The sequence below is a fragment of the Spirochaeta isovalerica genome (assembly GCF_014207565.1).
In the GTDB taxonomy this organism is placed as follows: Bacteria; Spirochaetota; Spirochaetia; order DSM-2461; family DSM-2461; genus Spirochaeta_F; species Spirochaeta_F isovalerica.
In genome coordinates this window covers 203,251-229,582 of record NZ_JACHGJ010000006.1, presented here as the reverse complement: position 1 = coordinate 229,582, position 26,332 = coordinate 203,251, and the positions used below count along the sequence as shown (strand labels likewise).

The 26,332-nt window shown below is 46.5% G+C and carries 21 protein-coding genes; 4 read left to right on the top strand and 17 right to left on the bottom strand.

All coding sequences use genetic code 11. The features are described from left to right. Positions 1 to 6: 6 nt before the first annotated feature. Positions 7 to 2,508: a chemotaxis protein CheA gene (locus HNR50_RS15625; protein ID WP_184747720.1), complete on the bottom strand. Its 2,502-nt coding sequence runs from the start codon at positions 2,506 to 2,508 to the stop codon at positions 7 to 9. A 20-nt stretch (positions 2,509 to 2,528) separates the two neighbouring features. Continuing rightward, positions 2,529 to 3,788: a methyl-accepting chemotaxis protein gene (locus HNR50_RS15620; protein ID WP_184747719.1), complete on the bottom strand. Its 1,260-nt coding sequence runs from the start codon at positions 3,786 to 3,788 to the stop codon at positions 2,529 to 2,531. Positions 3,789 to 3,879: 91 nt separating this feature from the next. Between HNR50_RS15620 and HNR50_RS15615 the strand changes: the two genes are divergently transcribed. Further along, the gene (locus tag HNR50_RS15615; protein ID WP_184747718.1) at positions 3,880 to 5,760 is read left to right on the top strand and encodes an ABC-F family ATP-binding cassette domain-containing protein; all 1,881 of its coding nucleotides are present in this window, start codon (positions 3,880 to 3,882) and stop codon (positions 5,758 to 5,760) included. Here HNR50_RS15615 and HNR50_RS15610 read toward each other — a convergent pair. Genes HNR50_RS15610 through HNR50_RS15600 form a run of 3 tightly spaced genes read right to left on the bottom strand, consistent with a single transcriptional unit; the run spans position 5,747 to position 8,960 of the window. Next, on the bottom strand, positions 5,747 to 6,955 hold the full coding sequence (locus HNR50_RS15610; protein WP_184747717.1) for a D-alanyl-D-alanine carboxypeptidase family protein: 1,209 nt from the start codon (positions 6,953 to 6,955) through the stop codon (positions 5,747 to 5,749). The genes HNR50_RS15615 and HNR50_RS15610 overlap by 14 nt on opposite strands. A gap of 2 nt (positions 6,956 to 6,957) precedes the next feature. Further along, positions 6,958 to 8,250, bottom strand: coding sequence for a M18 family aminopeptidase (locus tag HNR50_RS15605; RefSeq protein ID WP_221439902.1), 1,293 nt, complete (start codon positions 8,248 to 8,250; stop codon positions 6,958 to 6,960). A gap of 11 nt (positions 8,251 to 8,261) precedes the next feature. Further along, a complete protein-coding gene (locus HNR50_RS15600) occupies positions 8,262 to 8,960 on the bottom strand; it encodes a Bax inhibitor-1/YccA family protein (RefSeq protein ID WP_184747715.1) in 699 nt (232 codons plus the stop codon). Between the two features lie 220 nt (positions 8,961 to 9,180). Between HNR50_RS15600 and rpiB the strand changes: the two genes are divergently transcribed. Further along, positions 9,181 to 9,624 carry a ribose 5-phosphate isomerase B gene (gene rpiB / locus HNR50_RS15595; RefSeq protein ID WP_184747714.1) on the top strand — a complete coding sequence of 148 codons (444 nt, stop codon included), beginning with the start codon at positions 9,181 to 9,183 and terminating at the stop codon, positions 9,622 to 9,624. Positions 9,625 to 9,680: 56 nt separating this feature from the next. Here rpiB and deoD read toward each other — a convergent pair whose 3' ends face one another. After that, a complete protein-coding gene (deoD, locus tag HNR50_RS15590; protein WP_184747713.1) occupies positions 9,681 to 10,388 on the bottom strand; it encodes a purine-nucleoside phosphorylase in 708 nt (235 codons plus the stop codon). Between the two features lie 87 nt (positions 10,389 to 10,475). On the opposite strand from deoD, the gene HNR50_RS15585 reads away from it, so the two are divergent. Continuing rightward, on the top strand, positions 10,476 to 11,534 hold the full coding sequence (locus HNR50_RS15585) for an endonuclease/exonuclease/phosphatase family protein (protein WP_184747712.1): 1,059 nt from the start codon (positions 10,476 to 10,478) through the stop codon (positions 11,532 to 11,534). Here the strand turns inward: HNR50_RS15585 and HNR50_RS15580 are convergent. The 5 genes from HNR50_RS15580 to HNR50_RS15560 form a co-directional block, all read right to left on the bottom strand. Next, a complete protein-coding gene (locus HNR50_RS15580; RefSeq protein WP_184747711.1) occupies positions 11,523 to 13,619 on the bottom strand; it encodes an ATP-binding SpoIIE family protein phosphatase in 2,097 nt (698 codons plus the stop codon). The two genes, HNR50_RS15585 and HNR50_RS15580, sit on opposite strands and share 12 nt — an antisense overlap. 53 nt (positions 13,620 to 13,672) lie before the next feature. Further along, entirely contained in the window at positions 13,673 to 14,002 is a 330-nt protein-coding gene (locus HNR50_RS15575) for an STAS domain-containing protein (RefSeq protein ID WP_184747710.1), read from the bottom strand. 61 nt (positions 14,003 to 14,063) lie between these two features. Further along, the gene (locus HNR50_RS15570) at positions 14,064 to 15,335 is read right to left on the bottom strand and encodes an O-acetylhomoserine aminocarboxypropyltransferase/cysteine synthase family protein (RefSeq protein ID WP_184747709.1); all 1,272 of its coding nucleotides are present in this window, start codon (positions 15,333 to 15,335) and stop codon (positions 14,064 to 14,066) included. Positions 15,336 to 15,355: 20 nt separating this feature from the next. Next, positions 15,356 to 16,270, bottom strand: a complete 915-nt coding sequence (gene cysK, locus HNR50_RS15565) for a cysteine synthase A (RefSeq protein WP_184747708.1) — start codon at positions 16,268 to 16,270, stop codon at positions 15,356 to 15,358. 43 nt (positions 16,271 to 16,313) lie between these two features. Next, positions 16,314 to 16,748: an RrF2 family transcriptional regulator gene (locus tag HNR50_RS15560; RefSeq protein ID WP_184747707.1), complete on the bottom strand. Its 435-nt coding sequence runs from the start codon at positions 16,746 to 16,748 to the stop codon at positions 16,314 to 16,316. Positions 16,749 to 17,050: 302 nt separating this feature from the next. Between HNR50_RS15560 and nadA the strand changes: the two genes are divergently transcribed. After that, complete coding sequence (nadA, locus tag HNR50_RS15555) at positions 17,051 to 17,980, top strand: quinolinate synthase NadA (RefSeq protein WP_184747706.1); 930 nt, start codon at positions 17,051 to 17,053, stop codon at positions 17,978 to 17,980. Between the two features lie 124 nt (positions 17,981 to 18,104). On the opposite strand, the gene mglC is transcribed toward nadA, so the two are convergent. From mglC to HNR50_RS15525, 6 genes are all read right to left on the bottom strand, one after another. Then, complete coding sequence (gene mglC, locus HNR50_RS15550; protein ID WP_184747705.1) at positions 18,105 to 19,136, bottom strand: galactose/methyl galactoside ABC transporter permease MglC; 1,032 nt, start codon at positions 19,134 to 19,136, stop codon at positions 18,105 to 18,107. Continuing rightward, positions 19,133 to 20,656, bottom strand: coding sequence for a sugar ABC transporter ATP-binding protein (locus HNR50_RS15545; RefSeq protein WP_246434042.1), 1,524 nt, complete (start codon positions 20,654 to 20,656; stop codon positions 19,133 to 19,135). The genes mglC and HNR50_RS15545 overlap by 4 nt, the downstream gene beginning before the upstream one ends. 114 nt (positions 20,657 to 20,770) lie before the next feature. After that, the gene (locus tag HNR50_RS15540) at positions 20,771 to 21,781 is read right to left on the bottom strand and encodes a substrate-binding domain-containing protein (protein WP_184747703.1); all 1,011 of its coding nucleotides are present in this window, start codon (positions 21,779 to 21,781) and stop codon (positions 20,771 to 20,773) included. Positions 21,782 to 21,972: 191 nt separating this feature from the next. Beyond that, the gene (locus tag HNR50_RS15535; RefSeq protein WP_184747702.1) at positions 21,973 to 22,971 is read right to left on the bottom strand and encodes a galactose ABC transporter substrate-binding protein; all 999 of its coding nucleotides are present in this window, start codon (positions 22,969 to 22,971) and stop codon (positions 21,973 to 21,975) included. Next, positions 22,971 to 24,710 carry a histidine kinase gene (locus HNR50_RS15530; protein WP_184747701.1) on the bottom strand — a complete coding sequence of 580 codons (1,740 nt, stop codon included), beginning with the start codon at positions 24,708 to 24,710 and terminating at the stop codon, positions 22,971 to 22,973. The genes HNR50_RS15535 and HNR50_RS15530 overlap by 1 nt, the downstream gene beginning before the upstream one ends. After that, the gene (locus tag HNR50_RS15525; RefSeq protein WP_184747700.1) at positions 24,691 to 26,286 is read right to left on the bottom strand and encodes a response regulator transcription factor; all 1,596 of its coding nucleotides are present in this window, start codon (positions 26,284 to 26,286) and stop codon (positions 24,691 to 24,693) included. The genes HNR50_RS15530 and HNR50_RS15525 overlap by 20 nt, the downstream gene beginning before the upstream one ends. Between the last annotated feature and the right edge of the window lie 46 nt (positions 26,287 to 26,332).

The following is a 26,332-nucleotide window of genomic DNA, read 5'->3' as shown; positions in this document are numbered from 1 at the left end:
CCCTTCCTATTCCAGTGTTTCCCTTATTAATGCCGCCGCATCTACAATAAGGCAGACATCTCCGTTCCCAAGTACGCTGCAGCCAGAAATGGCTCTGGTTTCCTCCAGAAGTTCGGGCAGGGCTTTCACAACCATCTGCTTGCTTCCCAGAATGGAGTCGACGATGAGCGCCGATTTGACACCTCCGGCCGTTATCACGACGAGGACATCATTTTCATGACTGCGCTGCTCTCTTCTTATATTATAGAACTCCCACAATTCAATTACAGGGATTATTTCAGATCTGAGATTAATGACCCTGTTCCCCTGCCCCGTGTGTGTGAAAAGATCGTCGGAGTATTTGAGAAATTCGATAACATCGGAAGACTGGAATGCCAGAGTCATGGAGCCGATCATGCAGCTGATGGCGTCGATTATGGCCAGCGTCAGGGGTATTCTGAGCACCATATCGGTTCCCTTTCCCCATTCGGTTTGTATGTCTATTCTGCCCCGGAGCTTTTCGATATTCCGCTTAACCACATCCATGCCGACACCCCGTCCGGAAATCTCCGATACCGTTTCCGTCGTTGAGAAGCCCGGTTCGAATATAAGCTTCCAGATATCCTCATCGGGAAGATCATCCCCCTCTTCACTGAGGAGCCCTTTCTCCATGGCATTTTCTACAATTCTTTCGCGATTGAGACCCGCTCCGTCATCGCTGACGGTTATCCAGATCTCATTTCCTTCGTAGCGGGCATCGAGATTGACGCTGCCCACAGACGGTTTTCCTTTTCCGCTCCTTTCGCTTCTGTTTTCCAGGCCGTGATCAATGGCGTTGCGGATGATATGGACGAGGGGGTCTGATATCTCTTCGATGACATTGCGGTCCATCTCCGTGTCGGCGCCGCTGATATTGAGCTGTACCGGTTTATCCATTTTTCTGGAAAGATCGCGGACAAGTCGTTTCATTTTATTGAAGAGCCCTTCGAGAGGTATCATTCTCATGGACATTGTTATGCTCTGGATTTCCCTGGTGATCTTGGAGAGATGAAGAGCGGATTTCTGAAAATCCCGCAGCTCCATCCCCTTCAGGTCTTCCGAATCGACAACCATGGCCTCGGCGGTAATGAGCTCGCCGACCATATCGAAGAGGCGGTCCAGTTTATCCATATCAATTCGGATATCTTTCCGCTTAACCGAAATGGAGGGCATTCCGCCAATAGATCTGTTTTGGGACTGAAGCGCCTGATCGAGAGTCCGTTCCGAAACCACACCTTCCTCAATGAGGATCTCTCCGAGCTTTTTGTTCTGAAGATTGGCAGCATGTTCGATGTCCTCCCGGGAAACACCGAGATCAATCAGCACATCGCCGATCGGTTTGTAAGGCTCTTTCCTGTTGTTTTCCCCCTCGGACGGTTCAGGCTGATCAATAAGGGAAGAAAGCCGGGCTCTGATAATATCAAGCTGTTTCAATATGATAGAGACATTTCTGTGATCCCCATCTTTCTTCCCTTTCCGGATTTCATCGAGGAGAGATTCCGTTTCCATCGCCGTTTCTTCGATTGCCTCAAAACCGAAAAACCCGGCGTTTCCTTTTATCGTATGGAGCTTTCTGAAAGCCCGATCAACGTGTTCCACATCGGGCGATCCGTTTTCCAGTTCAAGGATTTCATGTTCCGCATTGTCCAGCAGATCGGAGGTCTCCTCAATGAATTTCTGGATCATCTCACCGGTAATCAGGTCGTCGAAGCTGTCGGTCGGAACCTCGGTTTCAACGGATTCCATAGGAGTCCCGCTTTTATCTTCATTGCCGATCAGAGATATTTTTTCTACCAGAAGGGAAATATCGACGGAGGGTTCGCAAAGCACAAGTTCTCTGCCTTCATTCCTTTTTTCTTCCGCATCCCTTTCGATGCAGGCTATGAGATTCGAAAGAACATCCGTACCATCGAGCAGAACACTGATCAGATCGGAATCGACGGCAAGCTCATTATCGCGGAGCCGATCCAGCAGAGATTCGAGGGTATGACTGATATTTTTAATATTATTGAGACCGATAAAAGACGCCACGCCTTTAATCGTGTGCATTGAGCGGAATATATCATCGATCAGATCGGTATCGGGATTGGTCTCGAGGGCGAGAATCCGCTCTTCAATAGTGTCCAGATGATCATGGGATTCCTGCAGAAAAGAATCGAGCACCTCTCTGTCATCTATTTTCACCGGAGCGGGACACATCGGGTCATCAGCCGTTTTCTCCTGGTTTACCTGAACGGGAGAAGGACTTTTCAACTGGCCGATTTTAGCTTTAAGAGACTCGAACTGGCTGTTCAATTCATCGTTTTCCCCTTCGAGAATGTAACAGTGGAGAAGAGCTGAAAGATCGAGGAAAAGACTCCTGCCTTCAGGAGGATAGTGCTCTTTCCCCTCATCGACGAATTCCTTGAATTCCATAGTGCCTACCAGGTCGCCCGGAGTAAAGGTATCGAGAAAACCGGAAAAACTGGTAAAAAAATCATTAGCTGTCATGTTACCTGTGCCATCTCCTGTCAGAACATTTCAACATTGCCTTTGAATTCCTCTTCCTGATCGCTGTCGGAAGACTTTCCTACATGCACTTGGAGACCGAAAAGCTTCCACTCATCTTCAATAGTAAAATAGGAGCTTATTTTTTCCAGTATCTCATCCCTTTTTTCCTTTTTTTCCGAGGCCGCTACGAGCAGAGGCTCATTTTCCTCCATTCTGGTCCGGTAAAAATTAAGGGTGCTCATGATGTGCTCGAGTATCTGCCTGGTTATATCCTGATACTGCATATTGACTGTCACGTTGCCCAGCTGTTCTGTAACGGTTCTGGAAAGGGAATCGGAATCCTTGACATGATTCTCCACATCGGCGATTTTATCATCGAGACTGGATGAAATCTCCTGCAGATCACTTCGCGTCCGGTTGAGCTGTTCCAGTGTCATGTTTATTTCCGATTCAAGCGCCTGGAAAGATTCATCCACCCGGTCGGAAATTCCCGCTATGACATCTTCTATCTGAAGGGATATCTCTTTTGATGAGCTGGCCAGTCCCTGAATCTCCCCGGCTAGAACCGAAAACCCCTTTCCGGCATTTCCCACCCGGGCCGCTTCGATGGACGAATTGATAGCGAGCAATCCCGTCCTGTCAGAAACATCCCGTATGCCGTCGAGAAAGCCTTTTATGGTTTTTACATTTTCGTCAATCTGTTTCATATCCAGCGTGTAGCGTTTGCTGATGGCCGTAAAATCCTCAATGAGTTTGTTGATTCTGTTCATTTCACCGCTGAGAATATCGATATTGCTCTTCAGGCTTTTATCTCCCGAAAACAGATCATTGAGAAAATTGCTGATGTGGTTACCCACCTGAGAGCTTCTATTGGAGATCTCAAAGATATTTTCCGTCAAATTCATAGCCGATTCTTCCGTCTTATCGACAACCAGACCGGCAAGCTGCTTCATCATGGGAAGGGCCGTGTTCAGATAAGAAGCCCCTTCGATCAGGGTTTCGAGCTTCTCTTTGTCTTCTCTGCTCTCCCGCTGAAGAGACCTGTAAGCTTCTTCCGTTTCTTTGAGTCTTGCTGCAAGGCGCTTAAGCTCGTCGCTGTCGCCCTTGTTTTCTTTTTCCCGAACCGGAGCATTATTAACGCCCTTTGCCCTGGATATAAAGGAAAGAACAACAATAAGGAAAAGAAAAACAGAAATGGCTATTTTCAGCAGAATCAAATCAAAAAAGACTGCAAGAATGGAGAGAATCAGAGTGACTGCGGCGCTCACGCTTATGATCATGGGCATTTCTCCTCGAGTGATGACTGAGCAATTTAGATTAATTATTGACCAACTTGTATCTTAATTCAATTTTTTTATGTAGACTTCTTCCATGAACTTGATATCAGTTGATTCTGTAAGCAGAATACGAAGCGGCAGGACGCTTTTTAACAATATTTCCTTTGGTATAGATGAAGGGGAAAAGCTGGCTCTGATCGGTATAAACGGATGCGGAAAGTCGACGCTGCTCCGGATTCTGGCCGGAGAGGAGGAAATCGACGGCGGAACGATTTCCCGCAACAGGGAATGCCGCATAGCCTACCTTCATCAGCATGATGATTTTAACAGGGAAGATACGATACTGGAGCACATCCTGAACCGCGATTCGCCTCTTATGAAAACGGTTCGGGACTATGAGAAGGCAGCGGACAGACTGGCGAAAGAGGAAAGCCGGGAAATCCACGACCATTATGACAAACTTCTGGCAGAAATGGACAGATTGGGTTGCTGGGAGCTCGAAAGCCGGATCAATTCACTTCTGACAGAACTGGGCATTGAAAACCGTCATCTGAAAATGGGAACGCTGTCGGGAGGCATGCTGAAGAAAGTAGCTATAGTCCACGCTCTCGTTGCGGGAGGCGATCTTCTGTTTCTCGACGAACCGACGAATCATCTGGATATCGATACAATTATCTGGCTCCAGGATTACCTGAAAAAGAGCTCCATGGCAGTTGTTCTGGTAACCCATGACCGTTACTTCCTTGACGAGCTCTGTACGGGGATTCTGGAAATTGATAACGAAACCCTTTACCGCTACGAAGGAAATTACACCCGCTACCTGCAGAGCAAAGCCCAGCGCGAAGCTGTGGAAAGGCGCGAGCAGGAACGGATCAACACCATACTCCGCCGGGAGATGGAATGGCTGAAAAGAGGACCCCGGGCCAGAACCGGCAAGGACAGAGGAAGAAAAAACCGGGTGTACGATATGATGGACCGGCAGACGAGCGAGGAAATCGAGTCCGCTGAATTCTCCGTTTCCCAAAGGCGGTTGGGTAAACGGGTCGTCGATCTGATAAATATCTCCAAATCCTTTGACGGCAGGGAAGTTATCCCCTCCTTCAGCTATAAGTTCCGCAAAGGAGAGAGAATCGGTATCGTCGGCCCCAACGGCAGCGGAAAATCAACCTTCCTCAATCTCCTGACCGAGAGGCTCCCCGGCGACAGCGGTTCGGTGAACAAAGGGGTTAACACTCATTTCGGTTACTTCGACCAGCTGACGGCGAGAATGCCCGATGAGATGAAAGTTCTCGAATACCTGAAAGACCAGGCGGATCTGATCAAGACCGATGAGGGATCGTCCTACACGCCTGCTCAGCTGCTTGAGCGCTTCCTCTTTCCCAAAAGCCTTCATTTTACGGCCCTTTCCGATCTGTCGGGGGGAGAGAAGCGGCGGCTCTACCTTATAAGCATCATTCTTCAGAATCCCAATTTCCTCATACTCGATGAGCCAACCAATGATTTCGATATTCAAACCCTCTCTCTGATTGAAGATTTCCTTATGGAATACTCCGGGTGTCTCATGGTCGTATCCCACGACCGTTATTTTCTCGACAGGGTGACCGATTTTCTCTTCATTTTTGACGGAACGGGGCATATAAGAGGTTTTGCCGGCAATTACAGTGAATACCGGCAGTTTCTGGATGAAGAGAAGCGGGAGGAAAAGAAAAAGGTTCAGCAGGAAAAGCCGAGCACGCGAGTCCGGACAGAGAAAAAGAAAAAAGCCGGATATAAGGAAATAGAAGAATTCAAACAGATCGAAAAAGAAATTGAATCAATGGAAGAAGAGAAAAGCGAACTGGAGGACTTTTTCGCTTCAGCCGCTCCGGATCCGGATAAAATGGCCGGAGCTCACCGCCGGTACAGTGAACTGGAAAGGGAACTGGAAACGAAAATGGAGCGTTGGGAAGAACTGGCCGAACTTATGGATTCGTAATTCTTCTATATAATTTCAGGGTTCTGTGCCAGAGCACCTTAAATATATTGGCTTTTTCCACATCGATCTGAGCCAGAACGGGAAACTCGGCCAGAACTCTATCACCGGTCCGGTATCGGACCTTTCCGACAATATCGCCTGCCCTGACGGGGGCCGTCAATTCAGCGGGTACATCGATCTCGCGGGAGAAGCTTGTCATCTCATCCACCGAAAGAGTAAATAGAGGATCGCCTTCAAGTATCAGAGGGACCTCATCAGATTTTCCCTCCCAGAGGAAAACCGGTTCCAGCAAAGGGGTTTCCGGGTCAATGGTTTTAAAATTCCGAAAACCGTACTCCAGCAAGGCCTCAGCCTCATCGGCCCTGATTTCAATACCGTCAAAATAGGGAACATTTCTGATTCCCATAACAACAGCGATAAAACGGGTGATCCCCCTTTTAGCCGTAGCAGTGAAATTAAATCCCGATTCATCTATATAACCGGTTTTCAGCCCGTCTACGCCTTCGACGCGGTCGAGAAGAATATTGGTATTGTTTTTTTCACGGGGAGTGATAATCCTTCCTCCGGTTTCCGGCAGATTTTCCGCTTTGGGATAGACGAGCGTCCTAAGGCTGTGAACAGTCTGAAGCGCAGAGGGAAAGGCTCTGATATAATCTGATGAGAATTCCGCGTATTCAAGAGCCGTCACGCGGTTTTCCGCGCTCCATCCGTCGGGATCGACAAAATGCATGGTTTTATAACCCAGTGATTCCACAAGACTGTTCATCTGATCGACAAAAGCTTCCGGCGAGCCGCTGATATGTTCCGCCAGGGCATAGGCCGCATCATTGCCTGAAGCGACGGCCAGACCTGTCATAACTTCGAGGAAGGAGACTTTCTGTCCCTCTTCCAGAAGCATGAGGGAGGAACCGACAGGCCGGGAGAAAGAAGAACCCGTCGCGGTAATCTCTACAGGTTCGTCGGGAGAGCCGCCGTTCTCAAGGTACTGCCATCCCAGGTAAAGAGTGACCAGTTTCGTCATGGAAGCAGGAGGTATGGAAATTTCTCCGTTTTTCTCGAAGAGAACCCGTCCCGTCGCAAAATCATATAGAACGGCCGATTCAGCCACCAGCTCCGGCACGGTTTCCAGTGCGCGGAGAGGGAGCAGAAATAATATAAATAAAGGGAAGATTAAAATTTTTCTGTACATGTTCATAGTCAGAGACTATTTAAATCACAGTTGTAGAATCTCTTCAATACCCGGGTCATGTAAAAATGATCAGCCACACCGGCCGTCTCTCTGATGCTGTGCATGGCGAACATGGGAGAACCGACGTCAACGGAAGCGATTCCCGTAAGAGCCGATGTCATGGTTCCGATTGTTGACCCCGAAGGAATATCCGATCGGTTGATCAGTTCCTGGCAGGGAACGTCTTCTTCCCGGCATAGCTTTCTGAAAACCGCTGCCGTTTCGGCCGTTGTTGAATAACGGTAGGTCGAACTTATTTTTATAACCGGTCCGCCGCCCACATTCGGAGCGTATGCCGGATCATGGGATTCCGGATAATTGGGATGATGAGCGTGGGCGCCGTCGGCGCTTATGGAGAAGGAAGCCGCTCTGGCCCTGTAGGAATCATCTCGTCCCCCTCCGGTCACTGCAGTTATTCTGTCCAGCAGGTCTCTCAGAAAAGAAGAATCAGCGCCCTGCAAGGTCCGGCTGCCGATTTCTTCATTGTCGAAGAAGACAGCCAGCGAGCTGTGGTCCTGCCTGTCGCTTGCGCCGATCGCTTCAACAATGCTGTGACACATAGCCAGGTTATCGATACGGGACGAACTGATAAACTCGTTGTTCATTCCGGCAAAAAGCGGTTTCTGAACATCGTAGAGAAACAGCTCCATATCCAGAATGGATTGAGCCTCGATACCGGTTTTTTCAGCTATGAGATCTTTGAACAGATCGGAGGGCGTGCGCGTCTCATCCTTGTCCACAATGGCGAAAGCCGCCTGAAGGTGGTTCTGTTTGTTGTATTCAATCCCTTTGTTCATCTCGCGGTTCATGTGAATAGCCTGATTCATAATAAGAGCCACGGGATCTTTCAGATCGACAAGAACGGTCCCGGTTTTCGTGACAATCCGTCCCGCAACTGATAGGTTTCTGTCGAGCCAGGTAGAGAGTATGGGGCCGCCGTAGGTCTCCACAGACATCCTGAGGATTCCGCCCTGAACGGAAGCTCCTTCTTTCTTGATTCTGAATGAAGGGCTGTCCGTATGAGCGCCGGCGATATGAAAACCGGATTCGGCGACAGGTTTATCGCCTAGAATAAAAGCGGCCAGAGAGCTGCCGTTTCTCATAAGGTAATAACGGCCGCCTTTTTCCAGAGACCAGCTGTCCTTTTCATCAAGCGCCGTGAATCCCCCCGCTTTGAGTCTTTCCTCAACGGTTCTGACCGCATGAAAAGCAGATGGCGCGGTTTCTATAAAAGAGGCCAGATCATCGGCCAGTTTTTTCATCTCTTTCCCCATTAATTTCGTCTACCCATGATTCTCAGGATGAAGAGGAACATATTTATGAAATCCAGATAAAGCCGGAGAGCACACATAATGGAAATTCTCGTATAGGTTGCTTCATCGACGGAGTAACTCATCTGTCTGCTCATAACTTTGATCTTCTGGGTATCGTAGGCTGTAAGGAGAGTAAATATGGCCACGCCGGCATAGGAAATCATGTAATAGAGAGATGTGCTGCCGATGAAAAAATTAACCAGCGAAGCAATAATGATTCCGATCAGTCCCATCATGAGAAAATGCCCCAGTCCGGAAAGATCTCTTTTTGTCGTTAAAGCCCAGAGGCTCATAACGCCGAAAGTTCCTGCCGTTACAAAGAAGGCCGTGTAGATGGTTCCGATCCGGTATGCCACGAATATCGTGGACAGAGTAACCCCATTCAGAATCGAATAAGCGGCGAATGTACCGGCAGCCTGGGCGACGGACATAGTCATGATTCTGGAAGAGAGACGGATGACCAGAAACAGTTCGGCAATTATCAAGCCGAAGAAGAGAAACTGGTTTGAAATCAGGGGAACAAACAATCTCGTCTGGACAAACATCCTGGCGACCACTGCCGTCAGAAACAGTCCCGCGGACATCCACACATAGACATTCTTTAATATGGTTCTTTCGCGAACAGCACTCTGTTCGGCATAAGCATAATTTTCGTTCATAAGACACAGCTCCTGTATTGTTTTCGTTCAAAATATACTACTTAATAAAGGAAATGGCATCCGAAAAGTTACAGATTTTATCTGAGTGAATTATCGAGCTGTTCTTCGAAAGAGATAATGACTGGATCAACCGGTAAAAAAGAAAAAACTTCCTTTTCGCAGTATTAATTATATTCGAAAAAGATTGTATTTTTTATATATTGAACAGGAAAGGAATAATATGTCTGAAACGATAATAATTGGAAACGACCACGGCGCCGTGGAATTGAAAAATGCAATTGTAGCTCATCTAACAGGAAAAGGTTTTGAGGTGAAAGACCTCGGAGTCGGAGAAGAAGAAGCCGTTGACTATCCCGATAAAGCGGAAGAGCTTTGCAGGGAACTGCTGGCGGGAGATTATAAATTCGGGATTCTGCTCTGTGGAACCGGTATAGGGATTTCCATTTCAGCCAATAAAATAGACGGCATCCGCTGCGCGCTCCCTCAGGATCTGTTCGCTGCGGAAATGAGCAAACTTCATAATAACGCCAATGTGATCGCATTCGGCGGTAGAATTGCTTATAAGGATTCGGTTACCGATATGATTGATAAATTCATGGAAACTGATTTTGAAGGCGGTCGCCACGACAGGCGAGTCGACAAAATCATGGATCTGGAAAAATAAGCCGATGCTGACCCGCTTCCATATTGGAAGGCGGGTCTAACTCCAATAGCTTTTATTTAAAGTTTAAAGGCAGTCTCCAGAGCCAGTTTCATCATCTCTGTAAAAGAAGTCTCTCTTTCCTCCGACGAAGTGAACTCTCCTGTCGCCAGATTGTCGCTCACAGTACATATGGTAAGAGCCCTTGCCCCGTGCTTCGCCGCCAGGGTGTAAAGGGCCGCCGATTCCATTTCCACTGCCAGAACACCGAAATCAGCCCATTTTTTCCAGTGCTCAGGATCATCGTGGTAGAAAGTATCGGTCGCCAGGATATTGCCCGCATGATATGTCATCCCCATTTCATCCGCCTGAGCTGTCATTGTTTTAAACAGGTGATAATCTGCAGTGGGCGCATAAAAATTCCCGTTAAATCTCTCTCTGTTCATAGCCGAATCTGTTGAAGCGCTCATGGCGATAACCAGGTCCCTGACTTTCACATGTTCATGATAGGATCCGCAAGATCCGACGCGAATCAGATTTTTAACACCGTAATCACAAATGAGCTCATTCGTATAGATTGACAGGGAAGCCTGCCCCATGCCCGATCCCTGAACGGAAACCGCTTTTCCTTTATAGAGACCTGTATAACCATACATTCCCCGCACTTCGTTGTAGCATTCAGTGTTTTCGAGAAATTTTTCCGCTATGAAACGGGCTCTCAGCGGATCGCCGGGCATAAGCACCGTTTCCGCAATTGATCCTTTTTCCGCCCCGATATGCACACTCATAATCGTCTCCTTTATTACCAATAGCCCTATTTTAGTCCATTTCGATTTAAGTTGACATCTTCAGGTGGAGAGAAGAATAATTAAACAATGAAAAAAATACTATTAATAATCGTTTACACAATTGTTTCTCTGGTGATAATTCTCGGAGGCCTGGTTCTCTGGCTGACCATAACGGATTACAGACCAGATTTAATAACTTCCGCGGAAATGACAAACCAGGGTCAATCGCCCCGAACAAGTGAAAGTCTTACGATCATAAACTGGAACCTCGGTTATGGGGGTCTCGGTGAAAATATGGATTTTTTTATGGATGGGGGCACCGGGGTAAGAGCCCCGGAAGCTGAATATCTGACCAACTGGCAGGGAATCGAGACCTTTATCAGAAAAAATACTGCAGATGTCTACTTTTTTCAGGAAATGGATAGAAAGAGCACCCGTTCCTACAAAAATGATCAGTATGAAATCACGGCGGAACTTCTCGCTGGATATAACCGGACTTTCGCCCCCAATTATAAAGTTAAATATATTCCCTCCCCGACAATCGTGGGAACGCAATACGGTTCCGTATTATCAGGGCTGGCTCTTTTTTCTCGATTTCCTTTTTCGCAGTCCCTGAGATATTCTCTTCCGGGAAACTACAAGTGGCCGAAAAGCGTCTTCTTTCTCGACCGCTGCCTCCTTGTTTCAACCGCAACAGTATCAGGCGGCAAAGAAGTCGTCTTTATCAATGCCCACTTGTCCGCTTATGACAAAGGCGGATTCCTCAAAAAAGATCAGTTGAAATTTCTCAAAGATCTGGCGGAAAAAGAGTATGGCGATGGAAAATATGTCATTATCGGGGGAGACTGGAACAGTTATATGCCCGGTACGGACGGAGCGACCTTTAAATCAGAGGAAAAAGCTCCGGATTTCTATCAGCCCCTCCCCCCGGACTGGCAGATGGAAGGATGGACCTGGGGCGCCGACCGCTCAACTCCGACCAACCGCTCTCTGGCCGCTCCCTACAAAGCGGGCGAAACCTTTACGACGGTCATCGACGGCTTTCTCCTGTCTCCCAACCTGGAGCTGAAAAGCATAAATACAATCGATCTGAATTTTAAACACACAGATCACAACCCCCTCCGTCTGGAAGTTTCATTTCGCTGACAGAATATCTTTGACCATTATGAGCTGCTGAACTCCGTCAATATTGGCGGAGTAGCTTATGGAATCCATAATTTCCTTCATTAGCGAAACTCCGTATCCACCGCTTTTCAACTCACTCAGATCGGGAGCTTTGAGAACGGACCAGTCGAACTCCCGGCCATCCCAGAACAAACGGAAAAATGAGGAATTCCCCTTCCGTTCCGCTGTCAGATATATTTCCCGGCCCTCGAGCTCCGGATCTTTCTCATAATTATGCTCGATGACATTGGCAACAGCTTCGTTGAGAGCGATTATTACAGCGTCATGCGTATCTTTTTCAATACCGGGAAATTCACTTCTGAGAAAATCCGCCGTAAAAGATCTAAGAGTTTTCAGCGACTCGCGTCGGCCTTCGAGGATAATGTTTTTGAGAGATACGTGTTGTTTCACCTGCACTGTTTTCAAAGCTATACAGGTAATATCATCGGAATAACTGTCGGCACAGGAGTAATGGAAAATGATGTTTTTTATTTTATTGATGATCTGGCTTGAAGTGAGATGAATGCTGTTTTTCAACAAATATATAAGACGTCTTTCGCCGAACTGTTCCCCTTCGGCATTTTCGGCTTCTATGATTCCATCGGAATATAAAAAGAAGAGATCCCCTTGTTCAACAGGTACAACGCTCAGGATCTCCTTCTCTTCAGGATTGAACCCTATGGGCATGTTCCATCCTTTCAGGGACCAGAAACATTTCAGCCTCGCCGAATAGTGCAGGATGCTTGTGTGTCCTTTATCGACAAACTCAAAAATTTCCTTTTCCATATCCAGTCTGGCATATTGAAGAGTGATGAATTTTCCCATCTGCATAAGTTCGCCGGATATGGAGCGGGATGTCTCCGAGACAATCCTGTCTATGGGAGGCACTTCCTGATATTTAACAGAAAGATCAAGCCTGGCTTTCATAAATGCGCTTTTAGATGCCGCGCCCAGCATAGCGGCAATCCTTCCCTTTCCCATAACATCGGCAATAATGAGGTCCACCATATGGGGAGAGAAATTGTAAATATCATAGAAGTCTCCCCCGACATCCAGAGAAGGAATGGATTCGGCCGCGCCGTCAACGCCTTCGATGGGAATATCAAAATCGGAAAAAAGAAGATTTCTCTGAATGCGGGCTGCCATTTCACCATCGAGAGAACGGGCCTCAGCCAGTTTCAGTTCAGCCATTTTGCTTTCGGTAATGTCATCTACAATAATGGCGAAGCGGTCGATACCGACAGAAAGCTCCGACTTAACCGGGTAAATCTGAAAGCGAAGCCAGATCAGCCCCTCATGACTATCGATCCGGCAATCGAACTCCCGGGCATTACGCTCTTGTATAACCGTCTCTATTTCCAGATCAACTCGGAGTTTGTCTCCCTGAAAGATAAACTCCCGCCAGATGGAAGGATTTTTGATAAACTCCTCGCGGGAAATCTTAACCAGGTCTTCAAAAGCGGAACTGACGTAGAATATCTGCTGCATATCAGTGGATGTGAGCAGGAAGACCTGGCTGATGTTTTCTTCCAGCTGTCTGAAACGATTGTTAATCTCTTTCTGTTTTTCATAGGAATCGGCCAATGTTGTCAGCGCATTACGCCTGTCGCAATGAATCAATAGCGAAAGAAACAGGGCAAAAACCATGGCCAGGAGCGAATCGAGAGAGGACCCCTTCGTAAAATAGATTAAAAAATACCATGAGTATACAAATCCGTTGAAAAAGGTAAAAAAGTAAAAATAACGGTTACTCAGCATATAGTAACTCGAAAGGATCTGGACCAGAAGAAGAAGGCTCCATAAATAACGGATTTGAAAGAAAACCATCAGAAAAAGTTGGATAAAATAAAAAAAGAAAAGCAGGAGAAAGCTGACAAGGGCGTAATGGTTGAAATGAGATTTTCTCTTAAGAAAAAAAGAAACCGGAAAGAAACCAATCAATCCCGCTAAAGATACCAAAAGAGGATAGAACCCCTTTTCATTCAGTTCATAGAAATAAAAGAAAACTGTCTGAAGAAGAAAAATAAAACAGAGAAAAATGATAAACAGAGGGACCGATGTAAACATCTGCCTCCCCACATGAGATTTAAGAGCTATGTTAAAATCTCTACGGCCTTTTCTCATTGAAAATGTGCTAAAGCTTCGCTCTCCGTATCAAAGACTTTGATCATATGGGACAATCGGACGAGTTTGAATAGAACCTTGACCGATTCTCTGGGTTCGGCAATAACCATGCTGCCTTTCAGACTCCCGATATGTCGAAAGACTGTCAGGATAGCTCCCAGGCCGGAACTATCGACAAAAGTGATTTTCCCGAGGTTGAGTATGACTTTCTCCGCACCTTCACTGTTTGAAATCATGTTCTTTTTGATTTCATCGGAATTTAGCGCATCGAGATGATCTGTTTCCAATGTGATAATTCTGATTCCGTTTTTTTCTGCAACTTTCATATTTAAGATTATATAACAAAAAAAAACAGAAAGGGCTGAAAAATCAGCCCTTTTTTATTATTCAGCCCAAAGCCTGATCCAGATCTTCCATAAGATCGTCAATATGCTCGATCCCGACGGATAATCTGATCAGATCGGCCCCTATGCTACCCTTCTCCAGATCTTCTTCGGAAAGCTGGGAATGGGTCGTGCTCGCAGGATGTATGGCGAGGCTTTTCGCATCACCCACATTGGCAAGATGGGAGAAGAGTTTCAGGCTGTTAATGAATTTCTCCCCTCCTTCCCGTCCTTCTTTCACACCGAAGACAACCATGCCCCCGAAGCCGTTTTCCAGTTCCTTCGAAGCTGTTTTGTATGCAGGGTCGTCTTCCAGACCCGGATAACGGACCCAGGCGACCTTGGGATGCTTTTTCAGGTATCGCGCAATGGCGAGAGCATTGGAACTGTGTCTCTCCATTCTCAGAGCCAGCGTCTCCAGGCCCTGGAGAAATATCCAGGCGTTATCGGGACTGATGCAGGCTCCCAGATTACGCAGCGGAATCAGCCTCATGCGGAGAATGAAAGCCAGCGGCTGCAATTCTCCCAGATCATGACCGAATCTCAAGTCGTGATAGGAAGGCTCCGGATCATGATAGAGTTTAAAACGGCTGTCAGACCAGTCGAATTTTCCCCCGTCCACTACGATTCCACCAATCCCTGTCCCATGTCCGCCCATCCATTTAGTCAGAGAATGGATAACGATATGCGCTCCATGCTCCAGAGGGCGGATATGGTATGGCGTGGTAAAAGTGGAATCCACGGCTAGAGGAATTTTGTGTCTATCGGCAATGGCGGCAATATCTTTGATGGAAGCCACATCAAGCGACGGATTTCCAATCACTTCCGTATAGAGCAATCGGGTTTTTTCGTTAATGGCCTCTTCGAACTCTTCAGGTTTGACGGGATTTACGAACCTGACCTTTATACCCAATCCGGGAAGGATATCCTTGAACATAGTGAAAGTTCCGCCGTAGAGATTAACAGCCGCAACGACTTCATCTCCCATCGCGCAGGTATTTATGACCGTATAGAAAATCGCCGATGTCCCTGATGCGAGGGCCAGCGCAGCCGCGCCGCCTTCAAGATCGGCGACTCTCTTCTCCAGAACATCCTGCGTGGGATTCTGGAGACGGGTATAAATATTACCCAGTTCCTTAAGAGCGAAAAGATTTGCGGCGTGCTCCGCATCGCGGAAGAGATAGGCGCTTGTTCTATGAATCGGTACGGCCCGGGCTCCGGTCTCATCGGTATAATTTCCCGAATGTATGGCCTTTGTATTAAATCGGTAGCTCATGTTGTCTCCTTCAGCTGCTATCAGCTATATATCCATGTGGAAAGGTAACGGTCTCCGCTGTCGGGAAGAATTACGACAATCCGTTTGCCCTCGACCTTTTCAGCGATCTTTTTTGCCGCGGCCAATGCCGCTCCGGCAGAAATTCCCAGAAATATCCCATCGCGCTTCGCCACGTTTCTCGTTGTTTCCGCAGCTTCGTCGGATGAGATTCTTACAATCTCGTCGATGATCTCCCTGTTGAGAACTTTGGGAATAAATCCGGCGCCGATTCCCTGTATTTTATGAGGACCGGGAGACAGTCCCGAGAGAACTGAAGAGCCGAAAGGCTCCACTGCAATGATTTTTATACCGGGAATTTCTTTTTTAAGGGTTTCTCCATTTCCCGTTATGGTTCCGCCTGTTCCTATTCCCGCCACAAAATAATCGACTTTGCCATCGGTGTCTTCCAGAATTTCCCTTGCGGTGGTTTCTCTGTGAACCCGGGGGTTTGCCGGATTTTCGAATTGCTGGGGCATGAAGCTGCCGGGATTGTCTTTAAGGATTTCGCCCGCTTTTTCAATAGCTCCCTTCATTCCGGTAGCACCAGGGGTCAGAACGAGTTCCGCTCCGAGAGCGGAAAGTATATTTCGCCTCTCCATGCTCATGGTATCAGGCATTACCAATATGATCTTATATCCCCTCGCAGCCGCTACATAGGCCAGTCCGATTCCCGTGTTTCCACTTGTAGGCTCGACAATCAATCCTCCTTTTTTCAGGACTCCGTCTTTTTCCGCCTGCTCAATCATAGCCAGTGCGATTCTGTCTTTGATACTGGACAATGGATTAAAAGATTCCATTTTCCCTATAATTTCATTTCCCTTTTCATCGGAAAGAGAATTAATTCTGACCAGCGGGGTATGACCCACCAACTGAGTAATATCATCATATATTCTCATTTACATACCTCTTACATATTTATTCAATTTTACTTTTTTGTTTTCAGATCAGGTATTCCGGGCTTATTTGGTTTTCGCTCCGCATCATGAGATCTTTTATATTAAAGCTATCGAGCACGTCTTTCTGGGATTTCATCAGAGCTTCCCAGACGATTTTTGTAGGACAATCTTTATACCGGGGGCAGTTTTTGGGATCATCGACACAGTGGACGGCCGATATGGAACCTTCAAAGGCTTTCACTATTTCATACATTGAAATTTCTTCCGGATCCTTTGCCAGAACATATCCCCCCCTGGGGCCTCTGATGGTTTTGATAATTCCCTGGTTTTTCAGTACAATTAAAATGTTTTCCAGGTAGGAAGAGGAAATTTCCTGGCTCTCGCAGATACTCTTTCGTGTAATAGGTTTATCTCCTGTCTGCTTGGCAATTTCGATTATGGCTCTGGCCGCGTATCTGCTTCTGGTTGATAATTTCATTTTTCCATCCTTAATGTACTATATGTCTACCTTTTTTGTAGACTTTAAATATAGTTTACAAAAGTATAAGGGTTAGTCAAGTTTTTTTACCGGATTTCGTCAAAAATAATAAAAAAGCTCTCCCGCCCCCCTCCGTAGGTGGTTTCGGAGTCTTTACACCCCCTCTCTGTTAACGCTAAAATGCACGAAATACCGCTTAACATGACGGGATTGTCAGGAACATTTAATCGTAAATAGAAAAATAACCTGTCGAAATCTGGAAAGATGTATCTGTTAAAGCGTAAAAATTGAGGAAACAAATCATGTCAGTACCATATAATCAGGAAAAAATTGATAAAATAAAAAAACTGAAAAAAGAACGAAACGCCATTATTCTGGCACATAATTATGTTCTGGGAGAGGTTCAGGATGTGGCCGACTTTGTGGGGGATTCCCTGGAGCTGAGCATAAAAGCCAGAGATATCGATGAAGATGTTATCGTTTTCTGCGGAGTTCAGTTCATGGCGGAAACGGCCAAAATTCTCAGCCCGGAGAAAACTGTTCTGCACCCCGTGAAAGAAAGCGGGTGCCCCATGGCCGATATGGCTACGGCAAGCGCCCTCAGAAAATTCAAAAAAGATTACCCCGGAGCGGTGACTGTCTGCTATGTAAACAGCACAGCTGAACTGAAGACGGAAGTTGATGTCTGCTGTACTTCAGCCAATGCGGCGGATATCGTGTCACTTGTGCCCGAGGATAAACAGGTACTTTTTCTGCCGGACAAAAACCTCGGAGCCTATGTGGCGAAGCAGACGGGACGGGATATCGTCCTGTGGAAAGGCTTCTGTCCCACCCATATGCGGCTGACACCGGAAGATATTCTTAAAAAGAAAAAGGAATACCCCGAAGCCGTCACCATAGTACACCCGGAATGCCGTCCTGAAGTTATTGAACTGTCCGATCATGCTCTAAGTACCGGAGGTATGCTCCGTTTTGCAAAAGAAACCGAAGAGAAACAGATTATCGTCGCTACGGAACTCGGCATAATCCACCGTCTGCAGAAAGAAAATCCCCATAAACTGTTCATACCCATTTCCGAACAGGCTGTTTGCATGAATATGAAAATGATTGAGCTCGATCATATTATAAACGCTCTTGAAAAGAATGAAACTGAGATAGTTCTCGACAGGGAGACGATTGAAAAAGCCAGAAAGCCGATTGTCAGGATGCTTGAAAAAGACCTCTCTCTTTAATTGGGCATAATGAAGCCGCCCTGTAACACAAGGCGGCTTCGGCATCAAAAAAAAGGAGTAGTTTAAAAACGATTTCAGTCCGCAAAGACCAGGAGGCCGATCCCAAATGGCCTCCTTTTTCTGCTTATGATTTCTTCAAATATTTTTTCGTATCCAAAGATACGGCTGCTACAATAATGATTCCTTTGATGATGTACTGATAGTACATATCGAGACCCATAAATGTCATTCCGTAACTGATGATGGTGAACATAAGAACACCGACTATAGCTCCGGAAACTTTTCCGATTCCTCCGCTGAAGGAGATACCCCCGACAACGCAGGCGGCGATCGCATCGAGTTCGTAACCGAACCCCGTTCCATTGTTGGCACTACCGATTCTCGCCGCTTCCAGAAATCCTCCGATTCCATAAAGGGCACCGGCCAGAACATAAACCAGGACCGTAGTAATCATGACATTTACACCGGAGACTTTAGCGGCTTCCGGGTTGCCTCCGACGGCATACATATTCTTACCGAAGGTGGTTTTATTCCAGAGGAACCAGATTATCACACTCGTAATAGCCGCGTAGATAACGAGGTTCGGAATTCCCAGAGTGGTTCCGATGACAAAATCAGTATAGCGGTTATCGAATCCGCCGATCGGCTGGGGACCGGGTGCACCGGAGGCAAAATAGATAGAGAGGATTCCGTAAGCCGTAATCATCATACCCATCGTCGCCAGGAAGGGATGGATCTTGAACTGAGCTACGACCCACCCGTTAACCGCGCTGAGGACAATTGTAACCAGCATGGCGATAATAAGGGGAACAAAGAGGGGAAGCGCCTGCATATCGGGATAAAACCGGTTGGCATAATCGGCTCTCTGAAGAAGAGAACCGGATACGACAGCGGCGAATCCGACAAGCCGTCCCAAAGAAAGGTCTGTTCCCTGAAGAATGATTATGCCCGCAACACCATAGGCCAGAATCAACCGGACGGAAGACTGGGTCAGGATATTTCTGAAAACCGGAACCGATACGAAAGAAGGCTCCCTGATGACTATAAAAAGAATAATTGCCGCGACGACAATGTATATCGCGTTGTTTATAAGAAGCTCTTTCCACTCTTCAGTGCTTTTGGAAAAAAACCTCTTAACTATATTTTCTGAACTCATACCTCTGCCTCTCTGGTATTATTAAGATATTTAGCTGACAGGTTGAATATTTCTGTCTGCGTTGTTTCATCGGTATTTACGATTCCCGAAACCCGTCCGTTACTCATAACCATGATTCTATTGGTAATACCGAGCAGTTCGGGCATTTCCGAAGAAACGACGATGATGGATTTCCCCCGTTTAGCGAGATTGATAATAAGTTGATAAATCTCGTATTTCGCACCTACATCGATACCTCTTGTCGGTTCATCGAGAAGAAGGATATCGGGATCAGTCAGAAGCCAGCGGCCTATAATAACCTTCTGCTGGTTACCGCCGCTCAGGGCACGGATCTTTTCCCTTCTGTTGGGAGTTTTAATCCTCATGGCGCGGATCTGCTCATCCGTATCATCTTTCATTTTCCTGTCAATAAGAAAACCGGCTTTATTCTTGTAGGACTTGATGTTCGATATAGTCGAATTAAAAGTAATATCGGCCACAGGGTATATACCCGTTTCACGTCTCTCTTCCGTCAGAAGCGCAAACCTGTTGTTGATGGCTTTATGGGGAGACGAGTTGTCGATTTTCTTCCCGTCTATAAAGATTTCACCGGTCCGGAGAGTTCTGGCGCCGAAAAGGGCTTCCACCATTTCCGTCCGGCCGGCACCGACCAGTCCGGCCACACCGAGAATCTCTCCCCTTCTCAGTTCGAAATTGACATCCTGAATTTCCGGAGCGTATCGGGTAGACAGATTTTTGACTGTCATATGAACGTCACCGGGCTTGTTCTCTTTCGGAGGAAAACGGTCTTCCAGTTCTCTTCCGACCATCATATTGACGATTTTTTCCATCGTCAGATTTTTAATATCTTCCGTACCTATATAAAAGCCGTCCCGCAGTACGGTAACTTCATCGGATACTTCAAAAATCTCTTCCATCTTATGAGAAATGTAGACGATACCGACGCCTTCATTTTTCAGAACTTTCATAATATCAAAGAGCATCTCGACTTCATGAGCAGTTAGAGATGAAGTTGGTTCGTCGAGAACAATAACTTTGGCATCGTAGGAAACAGCTTTGGCTATTTCCACCATCTGCCTCTGGGAAACGGAAAGCTTGTCCAGTCTGGTTCTGGGATCGAGATGTATATTCAGTCTTTGAAAAAGCGCCATCGTATCGTTGTACATTTTTTTCTCATCAACGAAGGGCCCTTTTGTCGGATACCGGCCGAGCCAGATATTGTCGGAAATTGTTCTCTTGGTTACCTGGTTCAATTCCTGGTGAACCATTGATACGCCATGTTCCAGCGCATGCTTGGGATCGGTAAAGTTGAAAGCCTCGCCTTCGAGGAAAAATTCACCGGAATCCTGCTTATATATACCGAAAAGGCATTTCATCAGAGTCGACTTTCCGGCTCCGTTTTCACCCATCAGGGAATGAACTGTCCCGGCCTTGATGTTCAGACACACATTCTTGAGGACTTTGACACCGGAGAAAGATTTGCAAACATCTTTTATACTCAATAAATATTCTTCGTGCAAATGAAACACCTCTCTCATAATTCTGTCCACTGTCCTGTGGACGTTAATTCAGGAACCGGCTTTGTGAAGGCCGGTTCCTGATTCATACAGTTAATACTGCTTATTCAGATCTTACTAGAAGTCCTGGTAGTTTTCGGGAGTTACAGCAACGTAGGGAACTCTGACAGCTTTGGATCCGTCAGTCTGGAGAGTCCATCCTGTTCCGGCCGTTACGTCTTTACCCATTGCGGCGTTGATAGCCAGGTCGATTGTAGCTTTAGCCTGGTTTGCACCGTCGTTGAGAACTGTTCCGTCGAGCTCGCCATCAGCGATGTGAGTCAGAGCCTGGTCAAGAGCGTCAACAGAGTAGATGGGGAGTCTAACGCCGGCGGCTTTCATAGCGTTGATAGCACCGAATCCCATAGCATCATTGTTACAGATAACGAGTTCGATTTTGTCGGCGAAGCTGGAAGTCAGCCATGCAGCCATCTTGTCGTTTCCGTGCTGAGTGGACCAGTTGGGGTCAGCTTCGAGAGCGAGCTGCTCAACACCGATTCCCGCATCTTTGAATGCTTCTACAGAATATTTTGTTCTGGCTTCAGCATCAGGATGTCCGGGTTCACCTTTCAGCATAACATACTGAACTTTTCCGTCTCCGTTTTTGTCCCAGTCGGGGTTGGATTTCCAGTCAGCGACCATCATCTGTCCCTGAATCATTCCGGACTCGGCGGAGTCAGTACCTACGTACCAGACTTTGTCGTAAGAAGCCATAGCACCTGCTTCTGTTGCTTCCTTGTTGAAAAGTACCAGAGGGATTCCGGCTGCTTTTGCTTTTCCGATTATTGTGCTGGCGGCAGCGGGGTCCACAAGGTTGATAGCCAGAACGTCAACACCTTTAGTGATGAATACGTCTACCTGGTCATTCAGTTTGGCCTGCTGGTTCTCAGAATCAACAACCTGGATTTCAGCACCTTTTTCAACTGCATAGCTTTCGAGAACGGGCTTCATAGCAGCGTTCATAAAGTTGTCAGCGAAGTTGTAGATGTTAGCTCCGATAACCACTTTTCCATCGTCCTGCTGACCGTTTGCAAAAGAAACAGAAACAGCGAGAACAGCAACGAGTGCAAGTAATACTACTTTTTTCATCAAATAGCTCCTTTAATAAGTTATGATTTATCGTACCACCGATACAGGAGCTGAAAATGTAATATCTTCTTCAAAATTTGTTCGATTTTCCAAAAAGAAGTGTTTTTTTTGAATTTTCTGTATTTTTTCCCGGTTTTTTCAAGTCGCTGTAGACGGGAATTTTCTCATGGGTCAATCATCCGGCTCCCTTTTTACTGGAAGACCTTATAGTCGATCCAGATATACTTGCCCTTTTCAAGGGGATAGCTCAGGTCGTCCAGATCTCCCCCTTCCAGAAGAACTTCAGCCAGATCCACAATAGCCTTTGCCTGTGTATGGGAGTCATTGAGCACTGTACCGTACATATACCCCTGCTCAATCATGTCCTGGGCTTCCTCCAGTCCGTCAATTCCCACTACCGGACGCCAGGAAAGATCATCCTTTCCGATTACCCCGTCTCCGTTGTCATCGCGAAAAAAGCCCGACTGCCTCATTAAGCTGACAGCCCCCAGAGCCATGGCGTCGTTATTGGAAATGATCAGTTCCACGGAACCATTGTACTGATCGAGTATGGGCTTCATTTTGTCATATGCTTCCTGTCTCTTCCAGTTGGCCACTTCGGTGATCAGTATATGCAGGGCAAATCCTTTTTCCGCAAAGGCGTCGACGACTTCCCGGGTCCGGATTTCAGCATCCTGATGCCCCTGCTCGCCTTTGAGAATAACCGCTTCTATTATATTGTTTCCGTTAAGGTCATGTCTGTTGAGTTCCCGGGGATCCGCCCCGAAAAGGTCCATGACCAGCTCCGCCTGAATTCGGCCCGACTGCTCCGCGCGGGCTCCCACATAAAAAGCTTTGTCCCATAAGGCCAGATCCTCAGCCAGAGGCTCTCTGTTAAAAAAGATGACCGGAATATCTTCGCTGCGAAGCCTCCGGATAATGGTATAAGCCCCCAGACGATCCACGGGATTGATAATCATGACACCGGCTCTGACGATCTCCGACTCAATGGATTCATTCTGGATGATCTGGGAATTCTGGGCATTATAGGTCCGTATATCAAGAAGAGGTCCCGATTCCATCTGAATCTGACGGCCGAACACAGCCACATAAGGATCCTCTGTATTGTAGAGAAAAAGCGCACCTTCCTCTCTGGGGCTGCTGCATGAAAGAGACAAGATCGCGAATAATAATAGCAGGAAACGTTTCATCAGGAGTTTTTCTCCCCTTCATTTTTTATGGGTATGATCAGTTTTATATTGGTTTTTTCATCGAGAACGCTGCTGATTAGAATATCCGCCTCTTCTCCATAGAAAAGTTTAAGCCGGAGATAGACATTCCGCATCCCCACACTGGTAATAGAATGGTTTCCTTTCAAAATCTCATAGATTTCGGCGATTCTCTCTTCCGTTATTCCGTAACCGGTATTTTCGACTTCAAAGACAAGCAGATTATCCTCTCGGCCGGCGCGGATTGTTATTTTCTCCAGATCATCGTCACCCACTCCGTGATAGATGGCATTTTCCACAATGGGCTGGAGGATGAGCTTCATGACTTTCTGCTCATAAATATCAGGATCGATTTCGAAAAAGTACTCGAATTTATCTATATAGCGGATTTTCTGAATGGTGAGATAGTTTTTAATATGGGAAATTTCATCTTTCACCGTTATGAACTGCTGTCCTTTGGATATGCTGATCCGGAAAAAACGGGCCAGAGCGATAACCGTTGTAACCACATCATCAGAGCGGTGATTCTCCGCCAGCCAGACAATGGAATCCAGTGTATTATAGAGAAAATGCGGATTTATCTGGTTCTGAAGAGCTTTCAGTTCTGTTTTTCTTTTTTCTCTCTGTTCGTTGACAACCCTGTCCATCAGCGTGTGTATCTCTTCGAGCATACTGTTGAATGACCGGGAAAGACGGATGACCTCTTTCTGTCCGCTGTTGACCAGAACTCTTGTGGTAAAATCCCCTCTCTCAATTTTCAGCATCGCTTTTTTCAACTGATTAAGAGGACTGGATATCCGTCTTGAAATGACAAGAGAAACGATAATGGTGACGACGAAACTGACGAGAAAAATCAGAAAAATTATCATAAGAAGCTGTTGTCTGGCCTGGGCGGTTTCGTTGATGTTGCTGACGGTTACAATTCTCCAGCGGGTATGGGCCAGCGTATTGATATTGAGAAACATCTCTCTATTATTGATTCTTGTTCTGAAACCGCCCAGATAATTTTCCTCCGCCAGTGACAGGCTCCGGGCGAACCCTTCATCATCCCAGTTTCCGGAATAATAAATCAGGGAATCGGCATCGTTGAGAATCATGATGTGACCGCCTTCTCCCAGATTGGTCTTTTCTGCCAGATCAGTCAGCACGCGGAAGTTGAGTTCGATCAGGATGACCCCGTTTCTCTTCTTTCCCTGCCAGGTATACTCGACGGAACGGGTCACGGAAATGACCTGATCGATTTCCGCCGTGGACACACTCTCTTTGTGAGGCGCCGAAAAATGGAAAATGGAAGGTTCCGAAAGGGCATTGCGGAACCAGTCTTCCTTTGTAATATCGAAAAGGCGGATAAGGTTCAGCTTGTTTCCGAGAAGTTTCCTGCCATCCATATCAAAGAGATAAATGGAGACAACATCCTTTTTGATTTCCGAATTGTAGAAAAAAACATCCTGCAGTTCTTCCGCGGAAAGAGCGACATCGCGGTTCAATGAGGCAAACTGAATATAATTGGCTGTTTCAATAACGCTGTTGATGTAACTCTCGTAATTGAGGACGATCTGCTTGTTTATCTCCCGCGACTGGCTTTGCACGAGAGAATCGGTCTTTCTCGAGAAAACCGAATAATACACTGTGCTGGAAATAAACAGAACGATCATTACGATCGACAGCGTCGCGAGAAGAATGCTCTGTTCAATGGAAAGATTAGTCAGCGGTCTCTTCACGGTATTTTTTCGGAGATACTCCCATATATTTTTTAAAACAGTGACTGAAGTAGTATACATCACTGAAGCCGCACTTCGAAGCAATTTCCACAATCCGGTCTCCGGTCAGCTTGAGAAGCTCTTTCGCCCGGTCAATTCTCACTCCGGTCAGATATTTGACAAAAGTCGTCTCCTTGTGCTTTTTGAAAAGCAGGCTCATATAGGAAATACTGATTCCAAGCTCGTCGCAGACCGTTTCCATGGAAATTTTCGGATCATCATAATTGCCGTGGATAAACTGAACCGCTTTATCGAGAAGTTTCTGGGAATTACTCATTTTTGTACTGAGATTTTTCTCTCTCAGTTTCAGAAGGGTGACCAGGAACCAATCGAACAGCTGTTCCAGGGAGGAAAAGCCCAGCATCTGTTCAAGAATATCCTGGCCGATCACCTCATCCAGATCAGCTTCTATCGATTCGGCGAAATTGACAATAAGATTCATCATATTGATGATGTAGGGGCGGAAATTGGCTATGGTCCGACTGTCTCTCAGAGCATTCAGTTTCAGAGACTCGACGACGTTGCGCAGTTCCGATTCGCTTCCGAATTTGACGCTGTGCTCAATTTCCTTAATATCCCCTTCTCCCAGAGTCAGGACTTTCAGCTTTCTCTTTTCCAGCTGATTGATATAGACAATCCGCCCGGAATGAAGGAAATGGCTGTAACCGATGGCTTTGTCAGCTTCCTCCCAGGCGGTGTAGAGCTGAGAGAATTCGCGATGCAACACGCTTATGCCGATGTTGATCTGCACATCGAGAAACTTCTCGGACATCTTGACCATCTCGAAGAACACGCTGTCCACATCGCGAAGGAAAAACTTTCCTTTCTCCTTTACGAGAAAAATGATCCCTTCGGCAAACATAAAACTGTAATGTTCGTATTCATGCCTTTCCAGAATTGATTTAATGACAGACCTCACCGAAAGTTTCAGTTTCTCATATTCAACAATATCCCGGGAGCCTTCTCTTTTTTCAATTTTTATATACGAGAGGAGATAGGGTTTGTCATCGAGGGAAATGCCGTACTGCCTCAGGTTTTCGATTTCTTCGCTCCGGCCTGTATGGGAGGAAACCAGACAGGAACTGAAATAGTTGTCGATGACAAGGGGAATACTCTCCTCATAGCGCTGCTTTAGAATTTCGAGATTGTATTTCTCCTGAAATTCCCTGTCGAGATCCACTTTGAGTTTCTTCAGAAAGTGGCTTATATCATTCTGGGTGAGAGGTTTTGTCAGGTATCCCGAGACTTTCAGCTCTATGGCTTCTCTCGCGTAATCAAACTCATCATAACCAGTTATAAAAGCTATGCGGATAGTAGGAAAATCCCTTTTTATAATAGTAGCCAGTTCAATGCCGTCGATAAAGGGCATTTTAATATCGGAAAGAACCACATGGGGGTTGTGTTTTTCTATAAGTTCCAGGGCATCGTAACCGTTGCCCGCCGTACCGACAATGGTGAAACCGCTCTCCTCAGAGATTTTGGAGGAGATCCTGCCCCTCACCTCATCTTCATCGTCGACGAGTATCATTTTATACATATACAGAGGCTGTCCCATAAGTTCAGATTTGTCAAGGATTCGCATT

Excerpts from the sequence above, each read along its gene's own strand:
- HNR50_RS15585 (WP_184747712.1), top strand. The coding sequence starts at position 10,476 with ATGAAAAAAATACTATTAATAATCGTTTACACAATTGTTTCTCTGGTG.
- mglC (WP_184747705.1), bottom strand. The coding sequence starts at position 19,136 with ATGAGTTCAGAAAATATAGTTAAGAGGTTTTTTTCCAAAAGCACTGAA.
- HNR50_RS15575 (WP_184747710.1), bottom strand. The coding sequence starts at position 14,002 with ATGAAAGTTGCAGAAAAAAACGGAATCAGAATTATCACATTGGAAACA.
- HNR50_RS15625 (WP_184747720.1), bottom strand. The coding sequence starts at position 2,508 with ATGACAGCTAATGATTTTTTTACCAGTTTTTCCGGTTTTCTCGATACC.
- deoD (WP_184747713.1), bottom strand. The coding sequence starts at position 10,388 with ATGAGTGTGCATATCGGGGCGGAAAAAGGATCAATTGCGGAAACGGTG.
- HNR50_RS15535 (WP_184747702.1), bottom strand. The coding sequence starts at position 22,971 with ATGAAACGTTTCCTGCTATTATTATTCGCGATCTTGTCTCTTTCATGC.
- HNR50_RS15525 (WP_184747700.1), bottom strand. The coding sequence starts at position 26,286 with ATGTATAAAATGATACTCGTCGACGATGAAGATGAGGTGAGGGGCAGG.
- HNR50_RS15600 (WP_184747715.1), bottom strand. The coding sequence starts at position 8,960 with ATGAACGAAAATTATGCTTATGCCGAACAGAGTGCTGTTCGCGAAAGA.
- HNR50_RS15560 (WP_184747707.1), bottom strand. The coding sequence starts at position 16,748 with ATGAAATTATCAACCAGAAGCAGATACGCGGCCAGAGCCATAATCGAA.
- HNR50_RS15605 (WP_221439902.1), bottom strand. The coding sequence starts at position 8,250 with ATGAAAAAACTGGCCGATGATCTGGCCTCTTTTATAGAAACCGCGCCA.
- HNR50_RS15570 (WP_184747709.1), bottom strand. The coding sequence starts at position 15,335 with ATGAGCTACCGATTTAATACAAAGGCCATACATTCGGGAAATTATACC.
- nadA (WP_184747706.1), top strand. The coding sequence starts at position 17,051 with ATGTCAGTACCATATAATCAGGAAAAAATTGATAAAATAAAAAAACTG.
- HNR50_RS15610 (WP_184747717.1), bottom strand. The coding sequence starts at position 6,955 with ATGAACATGTACAGAAAAATTTTAATCTTCCCTTTATTTATATTATTT.
- HNR50_RS15540 (WP_184747703.1), bottom strand. The coding sequence starts at position 21,781 with ATGAAAAAAGTAGTATTACTTGCACTCGTTGCTGTTCTCGCTGTTTCT.
- rpiB (WP_184747714.1), top strand. The coding sequence starts at position 9,181 with ATGTCTGAAACGATAATAATTGGAAACGACCACGGCGCCGTGGAATTG.
- cysK (WP_184747708.1), bottom strand. The coding sequence starts at position 16,270 with ATGAGAATATATGATGATATTACTCAGTTGGTGGGTCATACCCCGCTG.
- HNR50_RS15620 (WP_184747719.1), bottom strand. The coding sequence starts at position 3,788 with ATGATCATAAGCGTGAGCGCCGCAGTCACTCTGATTCTCTCCATTCTT.
- HNR50_RS15580 (WP_184747711.1), bottom strand. The coding sequence starts at position 13,619 with ATGTTTACATCGGTCCCTCTGTTTATCATTTTTCTCTGTTTTATTTTT.
- HNR50_RS15615 (WP_184747718.1), top strand. The coding sequence starts at position 3,880 with ATGAACTTGATATCAGTTGATTCTGTAAGCAGAATACGAAGCGGCAGG.